Here is a 20574-nt window from a genome sequence, read left to right as displayed (position 1 = left end):
AATTTTCATAATTTATCATACTTATACTACAAAGAATAAATACTATTTATTGTATTAAATTTCTAGCGGTCAATACCACATCATCTTATCTATATGATAATTTTCACGAATATAAGAATATTTTTAATAATATCTATTCATACTTGCCATTCATTATCTTTCAATACAAATACAATCAAAGGACATTTCTCAAAACTTATCGTTATCCTTCAAATTTTCTAACTCCTTAATCGCATCTAAATAATCTTTTTCTACGTCACTTAATGTTCTTGCTTTATATTTTTTATACTCTGTTTCATCTTTCTCCATAGCCTTTTGATGAGAAATTGAACCATTACCAACCAACAATTGTTCTCCAGTCGCTGTGAGAATATTATCTAGGTGCTTTGCCCAATCTTCCATTGTCATAGCTTGTTCACGCTGTGCTTGTCTTTCAGCAAAATCAAGATATCCTGAAACAAGTTGCCCCATTGCTTTTAACTCCTTTTCATTGAGATAGTTCTTTGCTATTTTTGCTTCCTTTAATGTTGGCTGATTACCCATAAAAGTCGTTAGTCCCATAAATTCTTTTTTGGCATCTGCTCTATGATAGATAGTTTCAGCTGCAGTTTCACCATGAATAGCATAATGAACCTTATTTTGTACTTTTTTAAAAATTGGATAGAAACATCAGCAGTTGGATCATAATCAATACTTGTTGCATATATTTCTAGTATCTGTCTATAAAACACTTTTTCAGATGCACGAATATCACGTATTCTTTCAAGCAACTCCTTGAAATATCCTCCACCACCCAATTCTTTTAAACGATCATCATCAAGCACAAATCCTTTTCTCATATATTCTTTAATAAGATTAGTTGCCCATATTCTAAATTGCACTCCTCGTTTTGATTTCACACGATAGCCCACTGAAATAATAACATCAAGATTATAATATTCTATATTTCTTTCTACTTGTCTATTTCCCTCATTTTGAACTGTTGCAAAATTTGCAACAGTTGCTTCACGAACTAATTCACCTTCATCAAAAATTTTTTTAATATGCCTTGATATAGTGGATTTATCTCTTTGAAACAAAGATGACATTTGATCTAATGATAACCAAACTGTTTCAGCATTAAATGTTGTTTCTATTTTCACTAATCCATCTTCGGTTGTATAAATAATCATTTTTGAAATATTATCCATTCAGTAAGCCTCCTTTATTTTTCAAATACTATTATATCTTTTATTTATTATCATTTGTATCATTTTTCTTATGCTTTACAAAGTTCTACTTATTTTAGCTATCTTCAAAAAAATCTTTTTTACTTATATTTTTGAGTATTATAAAATCTGACAAGAGAAAGATATCTTTGAAAATATTATTCGATAATCAATAATTATTAATAAAAACCTTGATTCATCCCTTTAATTTTGATGATGCAATTGACATGTTTAATATATAATGCACAAATATTTATCCTTATTCAATTTTAAAAAGGATTCGAAATTTACATATCGAACCCTCATCATATTTTATAATGTCGCTTTTTTAAAATTTATTCTCATTTTCTAAAATACATTGTTCTACTTTTGATTGAACAAGACGAGCCACTTCCATACTGCTCATATCTTGATATTCTTCATAAAAGATAGGTGGCAAATAATGAATTTGAGCATCTACCTTTTCGATAGAATTATTATCAAACACCTTATAACAATCAATCAATGCCACTGGAACAATTGGTTTTTTCGCATCCATGACAGATTTAAATGTTCCACCCTTAAATTCTAGCATTTTGTTTTGTTGACGGCATCTTGTTCCTTCAGGAAAAATGACATAACTGATACCACTTTTCATATCTTTAGAAACTTGTCTAATAACTTTCACTGATGCTCTGATATTTTCACGATCAATGGCTAAAGCATCAATCATACGTAAGACATCTTTTAATACAAAAACATTCATTAATTCTTTTTTAATTACAAAACGAAATGGTCGATCATGTGTTCCAATTAAAATCAAGGCATCAAATAATCCTTGATGATTAGGCGCCATTAAATAGCCTTGTTCTTCAGGCAAATTCTCCTGACCATAACAATGAATATTGACTCTTGATTTTTCATTCACTTTTCTAATTAATCTTTGTGTAAAATCAAATCTTTCTTCAAAACTCACTTCTTCTTTATGTTTATTATAACGATGTATTGTCATTAGCCATCCTGGTATTCTATATATTAATCTAATGACTAAAAATATAATTCTTTTCATTGGACACCTCTTTGATATATTTCTAAATCAAATGTTTCAAATGGTTTCACTTCTTTTAAAACAAAGCCATAGTCTTCAAAATCAGGAAAATAAGTTTCTCCTTCATGACTTCCTTTAATTCTAGAAATCAATAATTGATCGACAAATGGTAATGACTGTTTATAAATAGAAGCTCCCCTGAAATATATAAATCTTTTCCACTTGCTTGATATTCTTGAATCACTTCTTCTAAAGATGTTCTGACTTCCACACGCTTGTCTTCAAAAGGTTCAAAACTAACAATGATTGTATGACGATTAGGTAATGGTCTACCAATCGCCTGATAAGTTGTATAACCCATTAAAATCGTTTGATGGATTGTTGTTTCTTTAAAATGTTTTAAGTCTTCTGGATTATGCCAAGGCATTCCATTTGATGAATCTTTTTTACCAATTAAACGATCATCATCCATAGCCACAATAATACTAATCATTAGACACTCACCTTTCCATATAATCTTCCATGACCTTGATAATTTTCAATATGAATATCATCAATTGTAAAATCAAATAATGATTTGATTTCTGGGTTTAATTTTAATTGACAGAGTGGTAAAGGTTCTCTTGAAATTTGTTCTTTGACAACATCGAAATGATCTTTATAAATATGTGCATCACCAATTGTATGCACAAATTCTTTAGGTTCATATCCACAAACCTGAGCTAACATAGCTGTCATCAATGCATAGGAAGCAATATTAAAAGGCACACCTAAGAATGTATCAGCACTTCTTTGATACAATTGACAAGATAAATACTTTTGATCAGCTGACACATAAAACTGTAAGAAAGCATGACATGGTGGTAAAGCCATTTGATCAACTTCCACAGGATTCCATGCACTAACAATATGTCTTCTTGAAAAAGGATTGTTTTTTAATGAATCAATGAGATTTTGTAACTGATCAACACCTTGTTCATTAAAATTACGCCATTGTCTACCATAGACTGGCCCAAGTTCTCCATACTTTAATACAAAAGGATCATCTGCAGGTAATGTTTTGATCTTACTAATAAATTCTTCTAAACTTTCACCATGGAAATCAGGTGATTTTTTAAAGTTTTCATAAGGCCATTCATTCCATATTTTCACATTTCTATCAACAAGATATTTAATATTGGTATCACCTTTAATAAACCATAATAATTCTTCAGCAATCGGTCTTAAAAACATTTTTTTCGTTGTAAGTAAGGGAAAACCCTCACGTAAATCATAACGTGTCTGATAGCCAAAAACACTGCGTGTTCCCGTTCCTGTACGATCTTCACGATCTTCTCCATGTTCTAATATATATTGACACATATCTAAATATTGTTTCACTTTTTTCACCTCTCGCTTATTATAACGAATAACATTCAAAAAGTCATTATTTTTATCATTTCAATAAGAATTGTTCTTAAAATAAAAAAGGAGTTCCTTCAAACATAGACTCCTTTACATAACTATTCAATTATCTATTATTCTTCATGATGAGAACATTGAATACGATAACGTTCCATCATTTCTTTAAATATTTCCCCATTTGTTGGTGGTGTATAAGTCACTGCATTGGCACCAGCTTTAATGACTTCTTGAATGGTTTCTTCATTTGGACCACCAGTCGCAATAATTGGAAAATCTTTATCAATTTCACGTAACGCTTTAATAATTTCGACTGTCTTTTTGCCACCAGATACATTGATAATACTTGCGCCAGAATGAAGCATTCTTTCTTCTAATGGCTCATCAGTAGAAACAACTGTTAAAACAATGGGAATATCAATAATAGATGCCAAATCCTGCACAAACTTTGTTTTCGTTGGTGCATTTAAGACAACGGCTGTGGCTCCATGTAATTCAGCATCCAACGCTATTTTATGAACTCTGGGACCAGCAGTTGTTCCTCCTCCTACTCCTGCAAACACTGGTTTTTGGGCCACTTCAATAATGGCATTTGTAATTTGCATGGTTGGTGTAAAAGGATAGACCGCAATTACTGCATCTGCATTACAATTTGCAATAATTGCAACATCTGTTGAAAAAACCAAAGATTTCACTCTTTTTCCATTAATTGTTATACCTGAAACATCGTAAATGCACTTTGGTACTTCTACAATATGTCTTAATTTTGAATCCACTCTAGGTGTCACTTTTTCCATTTATCATCACCTCTATGAAATTATATCTTATTTTTATGAATTGACTGTGAAGAAATGATAGAGTGCCCCTAATAAATTCGCATCATTATGATATTGACAAGTCAAAACAACTGGACGTATTTTTGCATGTGTAAATGTTTGAAAAATCACATCTAAACGTTGATTGATTTCATCTAATAAATCATCTCTAACACTAATTCCTCCACCAATCACTATTTTTTGTGGATCATAAGCATATTGTAAATTATAAATACCATTAGCTAATACATAATAATATTTATCCACGTATTTTTCATAAATAGGATCATCATGATAATGATCAAAAATATCTTTACCATCTAATGAAGAAACATCCACACCCTTTTCTTTTGCAACACTTCGAACAACAGCCATTGTTGAACCAACATCTGACCATGTTTTCATAAGATGCGTATCAAAATCAAATTCAGCAATCATATAACCAAATTCTCCACCATGTAAATGTTCCCCTTTATGAATACGGCGATCTTTGACCACAGCCCCGCCAATACCTGTTCCACTAACAATAAAACAACAATCTTGCACATCACTGGCAGCTCCTTTCCAAACTTCAGCTAATGCAGCACAGTTAGCATCATTTTCCATTTCTACACGAACATGCAAACGATTTTCTAAATCTTCTTTGATATGCGGTCCATGAATATAATCAATCGCACTTGAACCACCAATAATTCCTTTTTCACTATCAACCGCACCAGGCATACTTAAAGCCACACCTTCTAACCCTTGATAGCTTTTAAATGTATCTACAATTACCTGATACATATCTTCCATTGTTGGTGGTACATTCGCTTTCTTTGTTTCATGAATCTGACCTTCTTCATCTAAAACAGCCATTTTCATTGATGTTCCACCAACATCCACACATAAATATTTTTTCATAATCTTCACCCTTTTCTTTCCATCTCTTTTCATATTATATCATCAAACAAACTGCTCTGTGAACAGATAATTTGAAATCGCTTAAAAATGACAGTATTTCATGAAAAAACATGATTTTGTGCAAAACGATTAAAAACTCGCTATGATTTTGTGATGACCATTTCTTTTATATTTTATAGATAAGAAAATATATCTATCTTTAAACTTATAAAAAAACCATAATAGAATAGTTCCATTATAGCTCTTTTAATATATTTATAATTTTGAGACAAATATCCTCTAATGTCCCATCATTTTGAAGATGATAATCACACGCTTCTAAATACAAAGGGTGTCTTTGATCATATAATTCATATAATTTTTGTGCACCCTCTTTTAATAATGGACGTGAAGCTGTTTCTACATCTTCTAATATTAAAGGAATTGGTCTATCTATATAAATGATACAACTATGTTGATGTAATGCTTCGATATTTTGGGGATTTTTAATCACACCACCACCAGTTGAAATAATCATATTTTCCATTTTCGCAATTTCTAGACAACATGCTGTTTCTCTTTCTCTAAAATATTGTTCAGAAATATCAAACATATCAGAAATACGCATTTGATATTTTTCTTCAATATACATATCCATATCAATCCATTGTTTCCCAAGACGAACTTTCAATAACTGAGCAATCGTCGTTTTGCCACATCCCATCATGCCAATCAAGACAATATTACGACTATCTTTTGGCATAATTTCCTAACACTCTCATGGTCTGGGTATGAGCTTTGATATCTTGTAAAGCTTGTATCATAGAAGGATTTTTTAAACTTCCTTCTAAATCAACATAGAAATAATATTCCCATGGTGTTTCTAATAAAGGTCTTGATTCAATACGTAACATATTAATTGCGTAATCATTAATAATTTTAGTAATTTGATATAAAGCACCGACTTGATGTGGTAATGTAAACACAATGCTGATACATGATGCATCATCTGAAATCTCTAAACGTTTTCCAAAGATAATAAATCTGGTTGCGTTGTTGGAAACATTTTGAACATTTTCTTGAAGAATATCTAAATTATAAAGTTTCGCTGCCTGCGAAGATGCAATAGCTCCAATATGAGGATTGTTTAAAGATGCTACAAATTTTGCTGCCATTGCGGTATTTTCATAAGTATGAGGTTGAATATGATGTTTTTCTAAAAATAAAGATGTTTGTAATAAGCCTTGAGGATGGGAATAAACTTCTTGAATATTCTCAAGATGTGTTCCCTTGATTCCTAGTAAATGCTGAGAAACAGAAAGACTTTGTTCCCCCACAATATAAAAGTCATAATCTCTCATGGCATCATAATTATCATTAATAGCCCCTGTGGATGAATTTTCTAAAGGGACAATCCCATAATCAATTTCATCATTTTTTAAAGCTTCAAAGACATCTTTAAAATGGTCATAATGTTGTTTTTTGGTATGTGGACCAAAATAAGTATCTAAAGCTTTTTGAGAAAAAGCACCAGGCACACCTTGAAAACCAACCGTAATATTTTCCATTCTTGGTGTATAAAATTCTAAATTTTTATCAAAAGATAAAAAAGTTGACTGATAAGTTTTAGAAATATTCATCATTGATGTTAAAAAGTGTTTCGCATAAGGTTTTAAATCATTATGTTGAATACGTGATATATTTTTTTCAATAACTTCTATTTCTCTAGCACTTTGAAAAATTTCCATATCATGAGCCATTTTATAATTCACGACATCTCTAGCAACCTGCATTCTTTTTTCAAATAAAGCCATTAACTGTTCATCTATTTCATCTATTTCATAACGACATTGTTTTAAATCTTTCATATTAACCTAACATATCCAAAATAGCTAAAGCCGCCATAGATTCCACCACCACAACAGCTCTAGGCACAATACATGGATCATGTCTCCCTTTCACTTGAATTTGCGTATTTGTTTTTGTTTGAACATTGATGGTATCTTGAAGCTTAGAAATAGATGGTGTAGGTTTAATACCAACCTGAAAAACAATAGGCATTCCATTCGTAATACCACCAGTTATCCCACCATTATGATTGGTTTTCGTTTTCACATGTTCACCTTGATAATAATAAGCATCATTAGCCTCATGTCCATACATTTGCGTTATTTTTTCACCACTGCCAAAACTCACACTTTTTACTGCTGGAATACTAAATAATAATGGTGATAAATGAGCTTCTACAGAATCAAAGAAAGGATTACCAATGCCAGCAGGCATATTGATGATTGCACATTCAATCATCCCACCTACAGAATCCTGAGCCATACGAGCTTTTTCTATTTCATCCTGCATCTTTATAAAAGCCTGTTCATCAAGGGTTGGATACATCTTTGATGATAATTGGTTTAAGAGTGATTCATCAATATCAACGGAAAACGATGTATCTTGAATATCATGAATACTTTTAATATGAGCTCCAATTCTAATCCCTTTTTGCAATAAAATTTGTCGAGCAATACTTCCTGCAAAAACAAGAGGTGCCGTTAAGCGTCCTGAAAAATGACCTCCACCACGCACATCATTATAGCCATGATATTTCACATAAGCCGGATAATCACTATGACCAGGTCGCATATTTACCTTGAGTTCACTATAATCTTTAGAATGTGAATTACTGTTATAAATCATGGCACATATTGGGGCACCAGTTGTGATACCATCTTGTATACCACTGACAATATGCACTTCATCTTTTTCTTGACGTGGTGTTGACATTTTATTTTGTCCTGGTGCACGACGTTTCATATGCCAATGAATCTGTTCCATATCTAAACGCACGCCAGCAGGTAAATGACCAATGACAATTCCTATCGCTTCACCATGACTTTCACCAAATAGCGATAATTCAATATTATTCCCCCAATTCGCACTCATCAATAACACCTCCTAACTGTTGAAAATCATTCCAGAAACGTGGATAAGATTTTTCAACACATTGTTCATCATCAATAATGACTGGTCGTGAGCATACAGTTGAAGCAATGGCTTCCATCATTGCCATACGATGATCATGATAAGAAGAAACATGTCCACCTTGAAGTTTTTTAACTCCATATATTTCCATCGCATCTTCCATTTCACGAGCCTGACCACCCAATTGATTAATAACTTCAACGGTTGCACTTAAACGATCACATTCTTTGATACGTAAACGTCCAATATTATTTATATAAGAAGTTCCTGAACTTAAAGCACAAGCTAAAGCCATAATAGGAATAATATCAGGACATTGTGAACCGTCAATATGGATGGCTTTTAAATGATTGCAAATCATGCGATCGCCACTCACTGTTCTTCCAAACTGACATCCCATCTGCTGCAATAAATCTATCACAACCTTATCCCCTTGATAAGAATCAATATTTAAATCTTGTAAATCAACTTGATTATGCAAAGCACCAGCAACCAAGAAAAAAGCTGCCTGTGAAAAATCTGCTTCTACATGATAATCACATGGACAATACTGTTGACCTCCACGAATGATAAATTCCTGATAATCATGATTTTCAATCTGAATTCCAAATTTTTCTAACATCTGTAAAGTTAAATCAATATATCCTTTAGATTGCATCGGTGAAGTCACCACAATACGTGAATCTTCATCCATCAATGGCAAAGCAAACAATAAACCACTGAAAAATTGTGAAGATACATCACCAGGTATTGCGAATTCACCACCATGCATTCTTCCTCTGACATACAAATCCAAAACATTTTCACGATACAAATAAGAAATACCCTGCTTTTCAAAAATATCATAATAAACTTGTAATGGTCTTTTTCCTAGTCTTCCTTCCCCAATAAAATGAAGATTATTTTCACAAATAAGTGCAATAGGCACCATAAAACGAAGAGTTGAACCTGATTCAAAACAATTGATTTCACATTGATTTTTCATAAAAGTTGTTGTACCATCAATTTCAAGATAATCTTCATGTTCAAAAATCATGGTTCCTAAACTTTTCATAGCCCCAATCGTTGCTTGAATATCCTTAGAATACTCAATATTGGTAATCACACTTTTTCCTCGTGCTAAAGCTGCGCAAATAATTGCACGATGTGCTAAACTCTTTGAAGGAGGGACTTTAACCCCTCCTGATAAAGTATGTGGTGTTATTTTTAATGCCATATTAAACCTCCTGACTTTCATCTATAAATGATAAATCACTTGGATAAATAAAGCAATCACCAATCTCTTTTAATAAGACAAAATTTAATTTTTGATGAATATTCTTTTTATCTAAAGCCATTGCTTTTTTTAATTCCTGTGTAGGTACATGACTAGCACTTGGTAAATGATATAAATCTAAAGCTTTTTTGATTTGATTGGCTGTCCCTTTTTGGGTTAAACCTTTAGCCTCACTGATTAAACTGAGCTGATACATGCCGATACTAACAGCTTCACCATGTGAATACGTTTCATAATGATAATATTGTTCAATCGCATGTCCTAATGTATGTCCAAAATTCAGTGCCAAACGATCACCAAAATCAAGTAAATCTTTTTCAACCACAATACGTTTTAAATCTACACAGCGATAAATAATTTCATCAATATCCTGATATAAATCTTCAAATGACTGATAAGAAATTAATTTTTGAAATAAATCTTTATCAAAAATACAACCATATTTAATCACTTCACCCATTCCATCATTAATATATCTTTGATCCAAAGTTTTTAATGTCAAAGGATCAATAAAGACACAGGCAGGATGCTTAAAAGCACCGACAAGATTTTTTCCTTCAGGTAAATCAACAGCCACTTTTCCTCCAACACTGGAATCAACTTGCGCTAACAAAGAAGTTGGAATTTGAATCAATTGAATTCCTCTTAAAAAGGTACTTGCGACAAATCCAGCCAAATCACCAATCACACCACCACCTAAAGCAATGATTGCATCGGTTCTCGTTAAGTGGAAAGAAAGGAGTTGATGATAAATCTCAGGTAAAATATCAAAACGTTTGGACTGTTCACCATGAGGAAGAATGACATGACCTACACGATAATGGGATTGAAGTTGTTCCTCTATTTTTTGTCCATAGTATGAAAACACTTGATCATCAGAAATAATCATAATCTGTTTTCCTTGACATAATGGTAAAAGATATTCTAAAAGATGATCTAATAAACCTTGTTGTATATATATATTGTAACTGTCTTTTCCTAAATTAACTCTTAAATCCATTTTCTAACTCCTAAATCTTTTTCCCAACAATTTCACCAATAGCGCCAACTTGTTTTAATAACTCTGTATATTTTGCAGGTTTCAATGATTGTGGTCCATCACATAAAGCATGTTCTGGATCATTATGCACTTCTATCATCAAACCATCGCATCCTGCCGCTACTGCTGCCTTGGCCATTGGTTCTACTAACCACCATTTTCCTCCGGCATGTGATGGATCAATGATGATTGGCAAGTGTGTCAATCTTTTAATCACTGGAATAGCCTGTAAGTCCAATGTATTTCTTGTATATATTTCATATGTTCTGACTCCTCTTTCACATAAGATGACATTTGGATTGCCACTAGCCATGATGTATTCAGCACTCATGATCCATTCTTCATAGGTTGCACTTAATCCTCTTTTTAGTAAGACTGGTTTTGTACATCTCTTTCCAACTTCTTTTAACAAGTCAAAGTTTTGCATATTTCTGGCACCAATCTGTACCAAATCAACCTTTTCATTAAATTCTTCAATATAGTCTGCACTCATCAATTCAGAGACTATTGGAAGTCCTGTTTCTTTTTTCGCTGCGACAAGAATATCCAATCCTTCTGTTCCCATTCCCTGGAAAGCATAAGGTGATGTTCTTGGTTTGAATGCGCCACCTCTTAGCATATTCGCTCCTGCTGCTTTAGCCTCTTTAGCGATTGCAATAACTTGTTCCTTTGATTCCACAGAACATGGTCCAGCAATCAAGGCCAAATGATCACCACCAACCTTGACACCATCAACATCAATGATGGAATCTTCTGGATGGAAAGCACGATTGGCTAATTTATAAGGTTCACTGACATGCATTACTCTTTCAACAACTGGTGATACTTCTAATTGTTTTGGATCAACTTTTGTGACATCTCCAATAACCCCACAAATTGTTGTTTCTGTACCCACAACAATATGTGTTGTTAATCCTTTGTTTTTAACTTGTTTTACAATTTTTTGAACATCTTCATCTTTTGTTTTTGGTTTAAATACAATAATCATTTTTCATATCCCCTTTCTGCTACTGTATAAACAAAAAATCTCTCACCCTATAAGGACGAGAGATATTACTTCCGTGTTACCACCTTAATTTACCTATATATCACTATATAAGCCTTAGCAAGTACGCCTGACAATCAGGTTCATACTCTGATGCTGTAACGGGCATTCCCGTGTTAGCCTACTTTTGTTTCAGCCACCTACTCCAAGAGGAATTCAATGAGTTCACTCGATTCTTTTTCACCAGCCAAGAACTCTCTGCACAAGCTCATTCATCTACTCTTTCTTTTCACAGTATTTATAACAGTAGTTTTAATATGTTAATATATTATGCGATAAATACAAAAAAGTCAATCATTTTTATAAATTTCCATAATTTTTTTACAATAGGCTTAATTGTAAAAGTAAATTTTATTACTTATTATCCATCTATTGAGCCTGATCATTAGCCAATAATACGGCTTCAACCTGAGCAATTAATTGTTCTTTATCAGGCATATATGTTATATATTTAGAAGCAAAGATTTTATTACTCAAACCACCTATTGCATATTGCATATCAACATTACCTTTATCAGTACATAAAATCAAACCAATTGGTGGATTATCATTTTCATCATTAATTTCTGCTTCATAATAATTCAAATACATATTAAGTTGTCCAACGGCTTCAGGCATCAATTTAATAGTTTTTAATTCTATCAATACATAAGACCTTAAAATCTTATTATAGAAAACCATATCAACATAATAATGAGTATTCCCAAATGTTACCCTTTGTTGTGTTCCTACAAACATAAATCCTTTTCCAAGTTCCAAAAGAAACTTTTCAATTTGTCTGACAAGTGCTTCTTCTAAATCAGATTCCATCATCGGCTTATTTTCTGGTAATCCAAGAAATTCAAAAACATAAGGGTCTTTTACTATATCTTCTGGTTTTGCAATTTCATTTCCTTTTAACGCTAATTCAAGAACTTTCTTTTTATTAGCTTCACCATCTGATAATAACAATCTTTCAAATAATGAAGTACTAATTTGTCTTTTTAGCTCTCTTACAGACCAATTGGCATTTATTGCTTCCTTTTCATAAAAATGACGTTTATCATCATCTGATATATATAATAACTCACAATAATGTGACCAACTTAATTTGCTAGACAGTGTCTGGTAATTTGGATATTTCAAATAAAGTAATCTCATATTTTGAAGATTTGCTCGAGAAAATCCTTTACCAAATTTTTTGGTAAGAGTCTTCGATAGTGTCAACAATTGTTTTTTTCCATATTCGCCACGCTTTGATTTCAACTCATCCTCAACTATAATACGTCCTATATTCCAATACGCATGAATTAACTCATTATTAACATTTTTAATAACATTATTTCTAGCATTTGTAATAATTCTAGCAATTTCATCTACTAAGGCTTCATTGTTTAGTATATTATTTTCCACAATCAAATACTCCTTTCAGTATGAATCATTCTTATTATACCCTTATTTTAAAATGAACAAAAGAAGAATCTAAACCAATATGATTAAGTTAAGGCTTTGATGGTATTAATCATTATTTTATCACAAAGACTTTCCAACAATTTCACCAATAGCGCCAACTTGTTTTAATAACTCTGTATATTTTGCAGGTTTCAATGATTGTGGTCCATCACATAAAGCATGTTCTGGATCATTATGCACTTCTATCATCAAACCATCGCATCCTGCCGCTACTGCTGCCTTGGCCATTGGTTCTACTAACCACCATTTTCCTCCGGCATGTGATGGATCAATGATGATTGGCAAGTGTGTCAATCTTTTAATCACTGGAATAGCCTGTAAGTCCAATGTATTTCTTGTGTATGTTTCATATGTTCTAACTCCTCTTTCACATAAGATGACATTTGGATTTCCACTAGCCATGATGTATTCAGCACTCATGATCCATTCTTCATAGGTTGCACTTAATCCTCTTTTTAGTAAGACTGGTTTTGTACATCTCTTTCCAACTTCTTTTAACAAGTCAAAGTTTTGCATATTTCTGGCACCAATCTGTACCAAATCAACCTTTTCATTAAATTCTTCAATATAGTCTGCACTCATCAATTCAGAGACTATTGGAAGTCCTGTTTCTTTTTTCGCTGCGACAAGAATATCCAATCCTTCTGTTCCCATTCCCTGGAAAGCATAAGGTGATGTTCTTGGTTTGAATGCGCCACCTCTTAGCATATTCGCTCCTGCTGCTTTAGCCTCTTTAGCGATTGCAATAACTTGTTCCTTTGATTCCACAGAACATGGTCCAGCAATCAAGGCCAAATGATCACCACCAACCTTGACACCATCAACATCAATGATGGAGTCTTCTGGATGGAAAGCACGATTGGCTAATTTATAAGGTTCACTGACATGCATTACTCTTTCAACGACTGGAGAGACTTCTAATTGTTTTGGATCAACTTTTGTGACATCTCCAACCATTCCAATAATCGTTGTTTCTGCTCCTTTAGAAACATGTGCGGTTAATCCAAAACTTTCTACTTTGTTCACTAATTCTTGAACATCATTTTCACTTATTTTTGGTTTTAATACAATTATCATATCTTTTTTCCTCCTTATATTCAAAAAGGTTTCTCCATCCATAAGGACGAGAGAAACCCATCGTGTTACCACCTTAATTTACCTATATATCACTATATAAGCCTTAGCAAGTACGCCTGACAATCAGGTTCATACTCTGATGCTGTAACGGGCATTCCCGTGTTAGCCTACTACTTTCAGCCACCTACTCCAAGATGTATTCAATGGTGCCTTGATTTCTTTTTCACCAGCCAAGAACTCTCTACGTCTAAGACTTTCCATTTACTCTTTCTTTTCATTGTATTTTTTATATCATACCATATTTTGAATCATAAAGCTACTAATTTGTTGTATTCGTTGATGTTTGATCTGTTACATCATCATTTGAATCATCTTCCACTTTTACAATCTCACCATTCATAACCTGTTGAATATATTCTTTTGCTTGTGCAATAGCTTGTTCATCAGGTTGTGTGACAAAAACACCATGAGGATTCACTGATGTGACATCACCTACTGTTGCTAGTTCCAATGTTCTTTGAGAGGCATCTCCCGTTAAACGGAATGATTGCACATCCCATGGAGCCATATCATTAATTTGCATATTAATCAATGATTTAATATCACTAGCACTTAAATTGGTTTCAAAACTATCAGATAATGATTCAAATACACTATCCATACTTGTAATTAAACTTGGTGAACAGCATTTTTTTACAATTGCTTTAATCATCAACATCTGATTTTTACCACGAATTTCATCCCCATCAACAAAAGCATATCTTTCACGTACAAATGATAAGGCATGTTTTGAATCAAATGTCTGTTTTCCAGGTTTAATCGTATACTTATCTAAACGTGTCACAAAGACACCATCATCTCTACCAATCACATCATATTTAGGAACATCTATTTCAATGCCACCTAAAGCATCAATGACATTTAAAAATGAAGTAAAATTAAATTTTGCATAGTAGTTCATATTAATGTCCATCAAATTTTCAACAGTTTGAATTGTCGCATCAATCCCACCTTTAGCACTATGCGTCAATTTATCCTTCCCGCTCACTCCATCAATACCTTGAATATCCACATAATAATCACGAGGAATACTTACAAGTAAAATTTGTTTTGTGGTTGGATTGATTGTCGCAATCATATTGACATCAGATAATGAGAAGGTATTAATTGGTCCTTTTTTATCACGCCCACTAATAAAGACAATAAATGGTTCCTGTGTTACTTTTGCACTATCAGCTGTCACTTTTGGTAATTTGATTTCATATTTTTGAATAATTCTAATCTTATCATTAAAATTTTCTTCAATCGAGTCAAATGATTCTAAATCCACATTTTTCACAATAATGGCACTCATTTCCTGTGTCATTAAAGATTGAATCAATTCATTATTACTTGCATAATTAGTAACAGTAATATCACCAATATCATCTTCAATCATGGTTTCAGTTTTATTGATATTCACAGCATCACCATGTAAGGCACCAAAAGATTGTCCTTTTAAATCATCAATTGTATCATATAAAGAATCTTTTAAAACCACAACATCCATTTCAATGATTTCTTCACCGCCACCGGTAATTGAAGAAATAAAGTTTGAACCTTTCATCAAAGACCATGAAGCAATAATTAAAACAATAGCTAAAATCACATTGACTAACTTCACAATCGCAACTTTAACTGGATGACGATCATTTTTATCTCTTGATAAACGATATAACAAAAATGCCCCAAGAAAAATCACAACAATCAGTGGTATAAAATATTTTAATGGAAGTATACTTAACTCAAATGCAACAAAAGTAAAGACACAAGCTGCAATGAGTGTGATAATCAATAATAATCTTCTTGAAAGTAATATTTTGATAAGCTTTTTCATTGAATCCCTCTTTCTTCTTCAATTCTAATATTAACATTATACACACTATTTCACTAATTACAAATCAAAAGTGCATATTCATTATAGAAAATACGTGTGTATTTTTTATGAAAAAAAGAAAATTCAATAAGTTTCTTCAAAATTTTTATTTTTTATCATCATATTGACGATATTCCACAGATTCTTTTTCAAAGTCAATAAAGATTTGAAAAGCTTGATTTTTTTCATCAGTATCCCAGATTTCTACAAAAGAAGGTTCTACTCTGACAAGAATTTCATCTTCTTCATGACTATAAGCATTATAGCTTCCCCATAAATATTTTTGATAAAGTTTTTCAAATTTACGATCTGGTTCATCCACAACTAAACCTAAAATCTGAACTTTTCCTTCCACCTGAATACCACTAAAACATAAAGCCACTTGTGGATTTTCATATAATTGTTTTGTTTTTCTAAAGTTTTTATCAGTTTTAAAATAAATTGCATCATCATAAATCAAACAACTGACATTTCTAACCATCACATGATTATTGACACTTGATGCTAAGGCCATAATTTTTGATGGTGCTAATTTTTCAAATAAATACTGTTTGGCTTCAATAAAATTCATCTTTTCGTCCTCCTAAATAATATTTTGAATTGCTAAAATGATACAAATCATTGAAATAGTAATAAATAAACCAATCAAAGCTAAAGACATATTTTTTTGTGAAGTTTGATGTGTGTCTTCTACAAAATGAGTCTGTCTTAAAATTGTAACAATACTCTTATATAAAAATAATGTAATTCCTGCATTGAGTCCTGCTTTTAATAAGTTAAAAGGAATAATTCCCGGTAACAGTAAGGCAACAATAGCTTCTCGAGGCATACCATAATAGATTGGTGTAACAATATAATTCCAAATTGTCATATTAATGACTGTTAAAACAACCCCAGCTAATAAACCAATCATCGCTCCTTTTTTCGTATGTTGATGTTTATAGATTGTTGCAGCAACACAGGCAAATGAACAAGTGGAAATCATATTCATAATCACATCTATGATGCTTCCACCTTTTATCATAATTTCTAATACAGAACAAATACCACTCATCAAAAAGGCTGTCATTGGACCATAGATAAATCCCCCAATAACAATAACGATATCTTTAGGATCATATGTTAACCAACTGACTGTTGGAACAAGTGGAATAAATGCAAATAAGTTTAAAATCATGGCTAAAGCACAAAGAATACCTATGGTTGCTAATTGTTTGACTTTCATTTTCTTTTTCCCCTTTAATTACCAGCAAATTTCTTTAATGGGACACTGATTTTTTTATAAACAATAAAAGTGATAATGGAAGTGACACCACATTTTATCAGATTAAAAGGGACAACTCCAAATAATGCCAATGTCCAAATATTATTAACAAGTGGACAAACTGCATGACACATTTCAATGATGGCTTCTAAAGACAAATTCATCATATGGGTATAGAAAGGAATAATCATATAGACATTGGAAATGACTGCAGCCAATGTACAAACAAGTGTTCCAATAATCATTCCCGTTAAAGCAGATTTTTTTGATTTTTGATGATCATAAATCAAAATGGCTGGTAGAACATAGGCACAACTAACAATAAAATTAGAAATTTCACCAACAAATGCGGTACTTGTTCCTAAAATAACTAGTTTTACAAGTAATTTAACAATAATAATCAAAACTGCTGCAATTGGACCTAAAGCAAAACCACCTATAATTTCAGGCAATGCCGCTAAATCAAAGTCCATAAATGGTGGCATAAATGGTAATGGTGTTTTCAACAACATCAAAATCCCACCAAGCGCTCCTAAAATACCAATTAGAGCCATTGTTTTCACATTCATTTTTTTGTTTTCATTTTCTTCTATCTCCTTTTTCTAAAAAAAACTTAAACATAAAAAATGTCTAAGTCGCATAGAATTTGTCTTTTCTCATCCGGACTATACCGTCGGTTCTGGAATTTCACCAGATCAGTCGCTGTTAAGCGAGTCATGGACTATCACCATCGGTAGGGACTTACACCCTGCCACAAAGACGTTATTCAGTTTTGAAAACCGGTTATAGAATTGACATCATCTATGTTTTTAATCATATACCTTTTTTGAACCTTTGTAAATAAAGATTATCATAATCCTAAGAAAATAGGCAATTTTGTTGTGAAATCATTCATTTTGATTCATAATAAAAAAAGATAAAGAAAGGAGTGTGGGGATATGTTAGCCAAACATAATATTCAACCTGTTTATAATCAAGATTCTCAAATTCTTATTTTAGGTTCTTTCCCTTCTGTTAAATCACGAGAAGCGATGTTTTTTTATCATCATCGCAAAATCGTTTTTGGAAAGTCTTAGTTTTGTTGTATCATCATCAATCTTTGAATTCCATTGAAGAAAAGAAAGCTTTTTTATTAGCTAATCATATTGCTTTATGGGATGTCATTGAAAGTTGTGATATTCAAGGTTCTAGTGATAGTTCGATTCAAAATGTTCAAGTCAATGATTTGAATAGTTTACTCAAACAAACAAAAATCACACATATTTATACCAATGGTAAAAAAGCGCATCAACTCTATATGAAATATTGTTATCCTATGACACGAATTAAAGATTATTGTTTGCCTTCAACTTCTCCTGCCAATGCTGCTTATTCTTTAGAACAATTATTAAAAGAATGGCAAAAAATATGTCATGAATTTATAGAAAGTTCATAATCATAAGATATGATTGAAAACATTATGGAGGAGTTATGAAAACGAAGTTAAAAGAAAGAAAACCTTATTATTTAATTATTGCTAGAAAGTTTATTTTTGGAGTGTTGTTTTGATGTTGATGATTGCGATTTATTTATTATTCACACGTCAAAACGGAAATAAAGGACGCTTAATATTTACAATTGTGCAGTTAGTCGCTATGCTTTTTGTCTTGCGTATTCCCAAATTTATTCAAGACTTATACCATTTTGAAATCCCACATCTATTAGATTTTGTCTTAATCAGCTTTGCATTTGGTGGTTTTATTTTAGGAGATGTTTTGAATTTTTATGGACGTATCCCCTACTGGGACTCTATTTTACATACTTTTTCTGGTGTCGTGATTGCATATGTTGGCTTTATCGTCATTGAATATCTCGATCAAGAATACACCATTCCTTTATCCGTATCTCCACTGTTTATGAGTTTAATTGTCGTGTGTGTGGCTTTAGCGATTGGAGCAGTCTGGGAAATTGGCGAATATACAGTTGATGATATTTTTGATACCAATAACCAACAATATATGGAGTCAACCCGTTCAACTCTTTATGATGAGGATGATATTCCTTTGCAAGGACATGAAGCACTCAACGATACAATGAAAGATTTAATGTTAGATTTAGCTGGAGCAATTGGTGTTGCTTGTATTGAATATAAAAAATTAGAAAAAAACAAAAAATATCTAAAAAGGCACATAAAAAGTGCCTTTTTACATATATTCTCTTGGACGAGGAGGTGGTGGTCCAGGTGTCCATGGTGGACCTGGTGGCCCCGGTGGTTTTGGAGGTCCAGGAGGTCTTGGCGGTCTAGGTGGTTGTGGTGGCCTTGGCGGAAAAATAGGTGGCATCATATGTGGTGGGAAAAAGAACCACCATAACCAAGGCTGAAAGATAGTGCGTTGTTGATTTTGATTATAAAAATCATACATATCATATTCATTTTGATTAAAATCCAATTTTATTCACCTCAATATAATCTATGTTTAAGATTTTCAAATGTCTGGGTGAATAAACAAAAATATATCAATATAAAATAAATTTTAAAATCAGTGTCAAAAGATGATTTTACCCATCTTTTTATTATATATACCTATCATTTACATCAATAGAAGTGATTTCATTTCTTTCCATAATCTTCTCGCATTTTCAGGAGAATGCAAGTTGCTTGCAATATTCAAAAAGATATTTCTTAGATTTTTATCAGCTTCTTGAGAAAGTACAATTTGATAATTTATCATAATTGAAAATCTTTTTGCATATCAGTTATGGCTTCATCAATCATTTTCGTACGCCCTGCTAATATATCTTCATATCCTTTTTGAATTTCTGTATTAAGTTCTTCTGGAGTTAACGAACTGACTATTATTGGTTTTTCATATGGAAATTTGACTTCAAAAGGTAAACCTTTGTGCAATACAATCTGTCTAAAGAAAATATCTATTGCACAGGATGTAGAAATACCCAAACCCGATAAAATATTTTCTGCTTGTAACTTTATATCCGGATCAATCCTTGCATAAAAACTAGATGATTTTGTAGCCATTATAAAAACTCCTTTCATAGTTTCTTCTTCATATATTATATGCAAATGTATCTTCAAAAGCAATACAATAACATATTTTTATATTATTTATATTTATAAAAATAGCATAAAACAAATAACAATTGATAACAAATAAAAAAAGACAATGGTTATATATATAATCAGGTTCATTGTCTTT

At 32.1% G+C, this 20574-nt stretch carries 22 protein-coding genes, 1 pseudogene, 1 riboswitch and 2 other annotated features; of the genes and pseudogenes, 3 read left to right on the top strand and 20 right to left on the bottom strand.

What is annotated here, in order from left to right:
* Positions 1 to 189 precede the first annotated feature (189 nt).
* From NMU03_RS11025 to NMU03_RS10940, 19 genes and pseudogenes are all read right to left on the bottom strand, one after another.
* Positions 190 to 1088: pseudogene (locus NMU03_RS11025) on the bottom strand (virulence RhuM family protein).
* Positions 1089 to 1536: 448 nt separating this feature from the next.
* The gene (locus NMU03_RS11020; protein WP_290138352.1) at positions 1537 to 2256 is read right to left on the bottom strand and encodes a lysophospholipid acyltransferase family protein; all 720 of its coding nucleotides are present in this window, start codon (positions 2254 to 2256) and stop codon (positions 1537 to 1539) included.
* Positions 2253 to 2423, bottom strand: a complete 171-nt coding sequence (locus NMU03_RS18055; protein WP_435372952.1) for a hypothetical protein — start codon at positions 2421 to 2423, stop codon at positions 2253 to 2255. Before NMU03_RS18055 ends, NMU03_RS11020 begins: the two co-directional genes overlap by 4 nt.
* Positions 2384 to 2728 carry a dihydrofolate reductase gene (locus NMU03_RS18050; RefSeq protein ID WP_435372900.1) on the bottom strand — a complete coding sequence of 115 codons (345 nt, stop codon included), beginning with the start codon at positions 2726 to 2728 and terminating at the stop codon, positions 2384 to 2386. Before NMU03_RS18050 ends, NMU03_RS18055 begins: the two co-directional genes overlap by 40 nt.
* Complete coding sequence (thyA, locus tag NMU03_RS11010) at positions 2728 to 3615, bottom strand: thymidylate synthase (RefSeq protein WP_290138350.1); 888 nt, start codon at positions 3613 to 3615, stop codon at positions 2728 to 2730. Before thyA ends, NMU03_RS18050 begins: the two co-directional genes overlap by 1 nt.
* Before the next feature lie 137 nt (positions 3616 to 3752).
* A complete protein-coding gene (locus tag NMU03_RS11005; RefSeq protein ID WP_290138348.1) occupies positions 3753 to 4433 on the bottom strand; it encodes a hydrolase in 681 nt (226 codons plus the stop codon).
* A gap of 33 nt (positions 4434 to 4466) precedes the next feature.
* The gene (locus NMU03_RS11000) at positions 4467 to 5354 is read right to left on the bottom strand and encodes an ROK family protein (protein WP_290138346.1); all 888 of its coding nucleotides are present in this window, start codon (positions 5352 to 5354) and stop codon (positions 4467 to 4469) included.
* A gap of 235 nt (positions 5355 to 5589) precedes the next feature.
* Positions 5590 to 6096 (bottom strand): shikimate kinase, encoded by a 507-nt coding sequence (locus tag NMU03_RS10995; RefSeq protein ID WP_290138345.1) that lies wholly within the window; start codon positions 6094 to 6096, stop codon positions 5590 to 5592.
* Positions 6083 to 7201, bottom strand: a complete 1119-nt coding sequence (locus NMU03_RS10990; protein ID WP_290138344.1) for a chorismate mutase — start codon at positions 7199 to 7201, stop codon at positions 6083 to 6085. Before NMU03_RS10990 ends, NMU03_RS10995 begins: the two co-directional genes overlap by 14 nt.
* 1 nt (position 7202) lies before the next feature.
* On the bottom strand, positions 7203 to 8273 hold the full coding sequence (aroC, locus tag NMU03_RS10985; RefSeq protein WP_290138342.1) for a chorismate synthase: 1071 nt from the start codon (positions 8271 to 8273) through the stop codon (positions 7203 to 7205).
* Complete coding sequence (gene aroA / locus NMU03_RS10980) at positions 8251 to 9528, bottom strand: 3-phosphoshikimate 1-carboxyvinyltransferase (protein ID WP_290138340.1); 1278 nt, start codon at positions 9526 to 9528, stop codon at positions 8251 to 8253. The genes aroC and aroA overlap by 23 nt, the downstream gene beginning before the upstream one ends.
* A gap of 1 nt (position 9529) precedes the next feature.
* Positions 9530 to 10588: a 3-dehydroquinate synthase gene (gene aroB, locus NMU03_RS10975; RefSeq protein WP_290138338.1), complete on the bottom strand. Its 1059-nt coding sequence runs from the start codon at positions 10586 to 10588 to the stop codon at positions 9530 to 9532.
* 10 nt (positions 10589 to 10598) lie between these two features.
* Positions 10599 to 11615 carry a 3-deoxy-7-phosphoheptulonate synthase gene (gene aroF, locus NMU03_RS10970; RefSeq protein WP_290138336.1) on the bottom strand — a complete coding sequence of 339 codons (1017 nt, stop codon included), beginning with the start codon at positions 11613 to 11615 and terminating at the stop codon, positions 10599 to 10601.
* Between the two features lie 48 nt (positions 11616 to 11663).
* Positions 11664 to 11914, bottom strand: a binding site (T-box leader).
* A 127-nt stretch (positions 11915 to 12041) separates the two neighbouring features.
* On the bottom strand, positions 12042 to 13064 hold the full coding sequence (locus NMU03_RS10965) for a PDDEXK nuclease domain-containing protein (RefSeq protein WP_290138334.1): 1023 nt from the start codon (positions 13062 to 13064) through the stop codon (positions 12042 to 12044).
* A 120-nt stretch (positions 13065 to 13184) separates the two neighbouring features.
* Complete coding sequence (gene aroF / locus NMU03_RS10960; protein ID WP_290138332.1) at positions 13185 to 14201, bottom strand: 3-deoxy-7-phosphoheptulonate synthase; 1017 nt, start codon at positions 14199 to 14201, stop codon at positions 13185 to 13187.
* 39 nt (positions 14202 to 14240) lie between these two features.
* Positions 14241 to 14488 (bottom strand) — a binding site (T-box leader).
* A gap of 32 nt (positions 14489 to 14520) precedes the next feature.
* Positions 14521 to 16077, bottom strand: coding sequence for an LCP family protein (locus NMU03_RS10955; RefSeq protein WP_290138330.1), 1557 nt, complete (start codon positions 16075 to 16077; stop codon positions 14521 to 14523).
* 145 nt (positions 16078 to 16222) lie between these two features.
* Positions 16223 to 16687: a pyridoxamine 5'-phosphate oxidase family protein gene (locus tag NMU03_RS10950; RefSeq protein ID WP_290138329.1), complete on the bottom strand. Its 465-nt coding sequence runs from the start codon at positions 16685 to 16687 to the stop codon at positions 16223 to 16225.
* Between the two features lie 12 nt (positions 16688 to 16699).
* Complete coding sequence (locus NMU03_RS10945) at positions 16700 to 17341, bottom strand: ECF transporter S component (protein WP_290138326.1); 642 nt, start codon at positions 17339 to 17341, stop codon at positions 16700 to 16702.
* Between the two features lie 14 nt (positions 17342 to 17355).
* Complete coding sequence (locus NMU03_RS10940) at positions 17356 to 17934, bottom strand: ECF transporter S component (RefSeq protein ID WP_290138325.1); 579 nt, start codon at positions 17932 to 17934, stop codon at positions 17356 to 17358.
* A gap of 90 nt (positions 17935 to 18024) precedes the next feature.
* Positions 18025 to 18145: riboswitch (FMN riboswitch) on the bottom strand.
* 173 nt (positions 18146 to 18318) lie between these two features.
* Here NMU03_RS10940 and NMU03_RS17685 point away from each other — a divergent pair.
* The 3 genes from NMU03_RS17685 (at position 18319) to NMU03_RS10930 (ending at position 19731) form a co-directional block, all read left to right on the top strand.
* Positions 18319 to 18456, top strand: a complete 138-nt coding sequence (locus NMU03_RS17685) for a uracil-DNA glycosylase family protein (protein WP_353956614.1) — start codon at positions 18319 to 18321, stop codon at positions 18454 to 18456.
* Positions 18457 to 18458: 2 nt separating this feature from the next.
* Positions 18459 to 18815, top strand: coding sequence for a DNA-deoxyinosine glycosylase (locus NMU03_RS10935; RefSeq protein WP_353956613.1), 357 nt, complete (start codon positions 18459 to 18461; stop codon positions 18813 to 18815).
* Positions 18816 to 18927: 112 nt separating this feature from the next.
* Complete coding sequence (locus tag NMU03_RS10930) at positions 18928 to 19731, top strand: DUF2238 domain-containing protein (RefSeq protein ID WP_494337173.1); 804 nt, start codon at positions 18928 to 18930, stop codon at positions 19729 to 19731.
* A 356-nt stretch (positions 19732 to 20087) separates the two neighbouring features.
* Here the strand turns inward: NMU03_RS10930 and NMU03_RS10925 are convergent, their stop codons facing one another.
* Positions 20088 to 20396, bottom strand: coding sequence for a type II toxin-antitoxin system RelB/DinJ family antitoxin (locus NMU03_RS10925; protein ID WP_290138323.1), 309 nt, complete (start codon positions 20394 to 20396; stop codon positions 20088 to 20090).
* Between the last annotated feature and the right edge of the window lie 178 nt (positions 20397 to 20574).

This window comes from Allocoprobacillus halotolerans, assembly GCF_024399475.1.
GTDB lineage: Bacteria > Bacillota_I > Bacilli_A > Erysipelotrichales > Coprobacillaceae > Allocoprobacillus > Allocoprobacillus halotolerans.
This window is presented reverse-complemented; position numbering and strand designations above follow the sequence as displayed.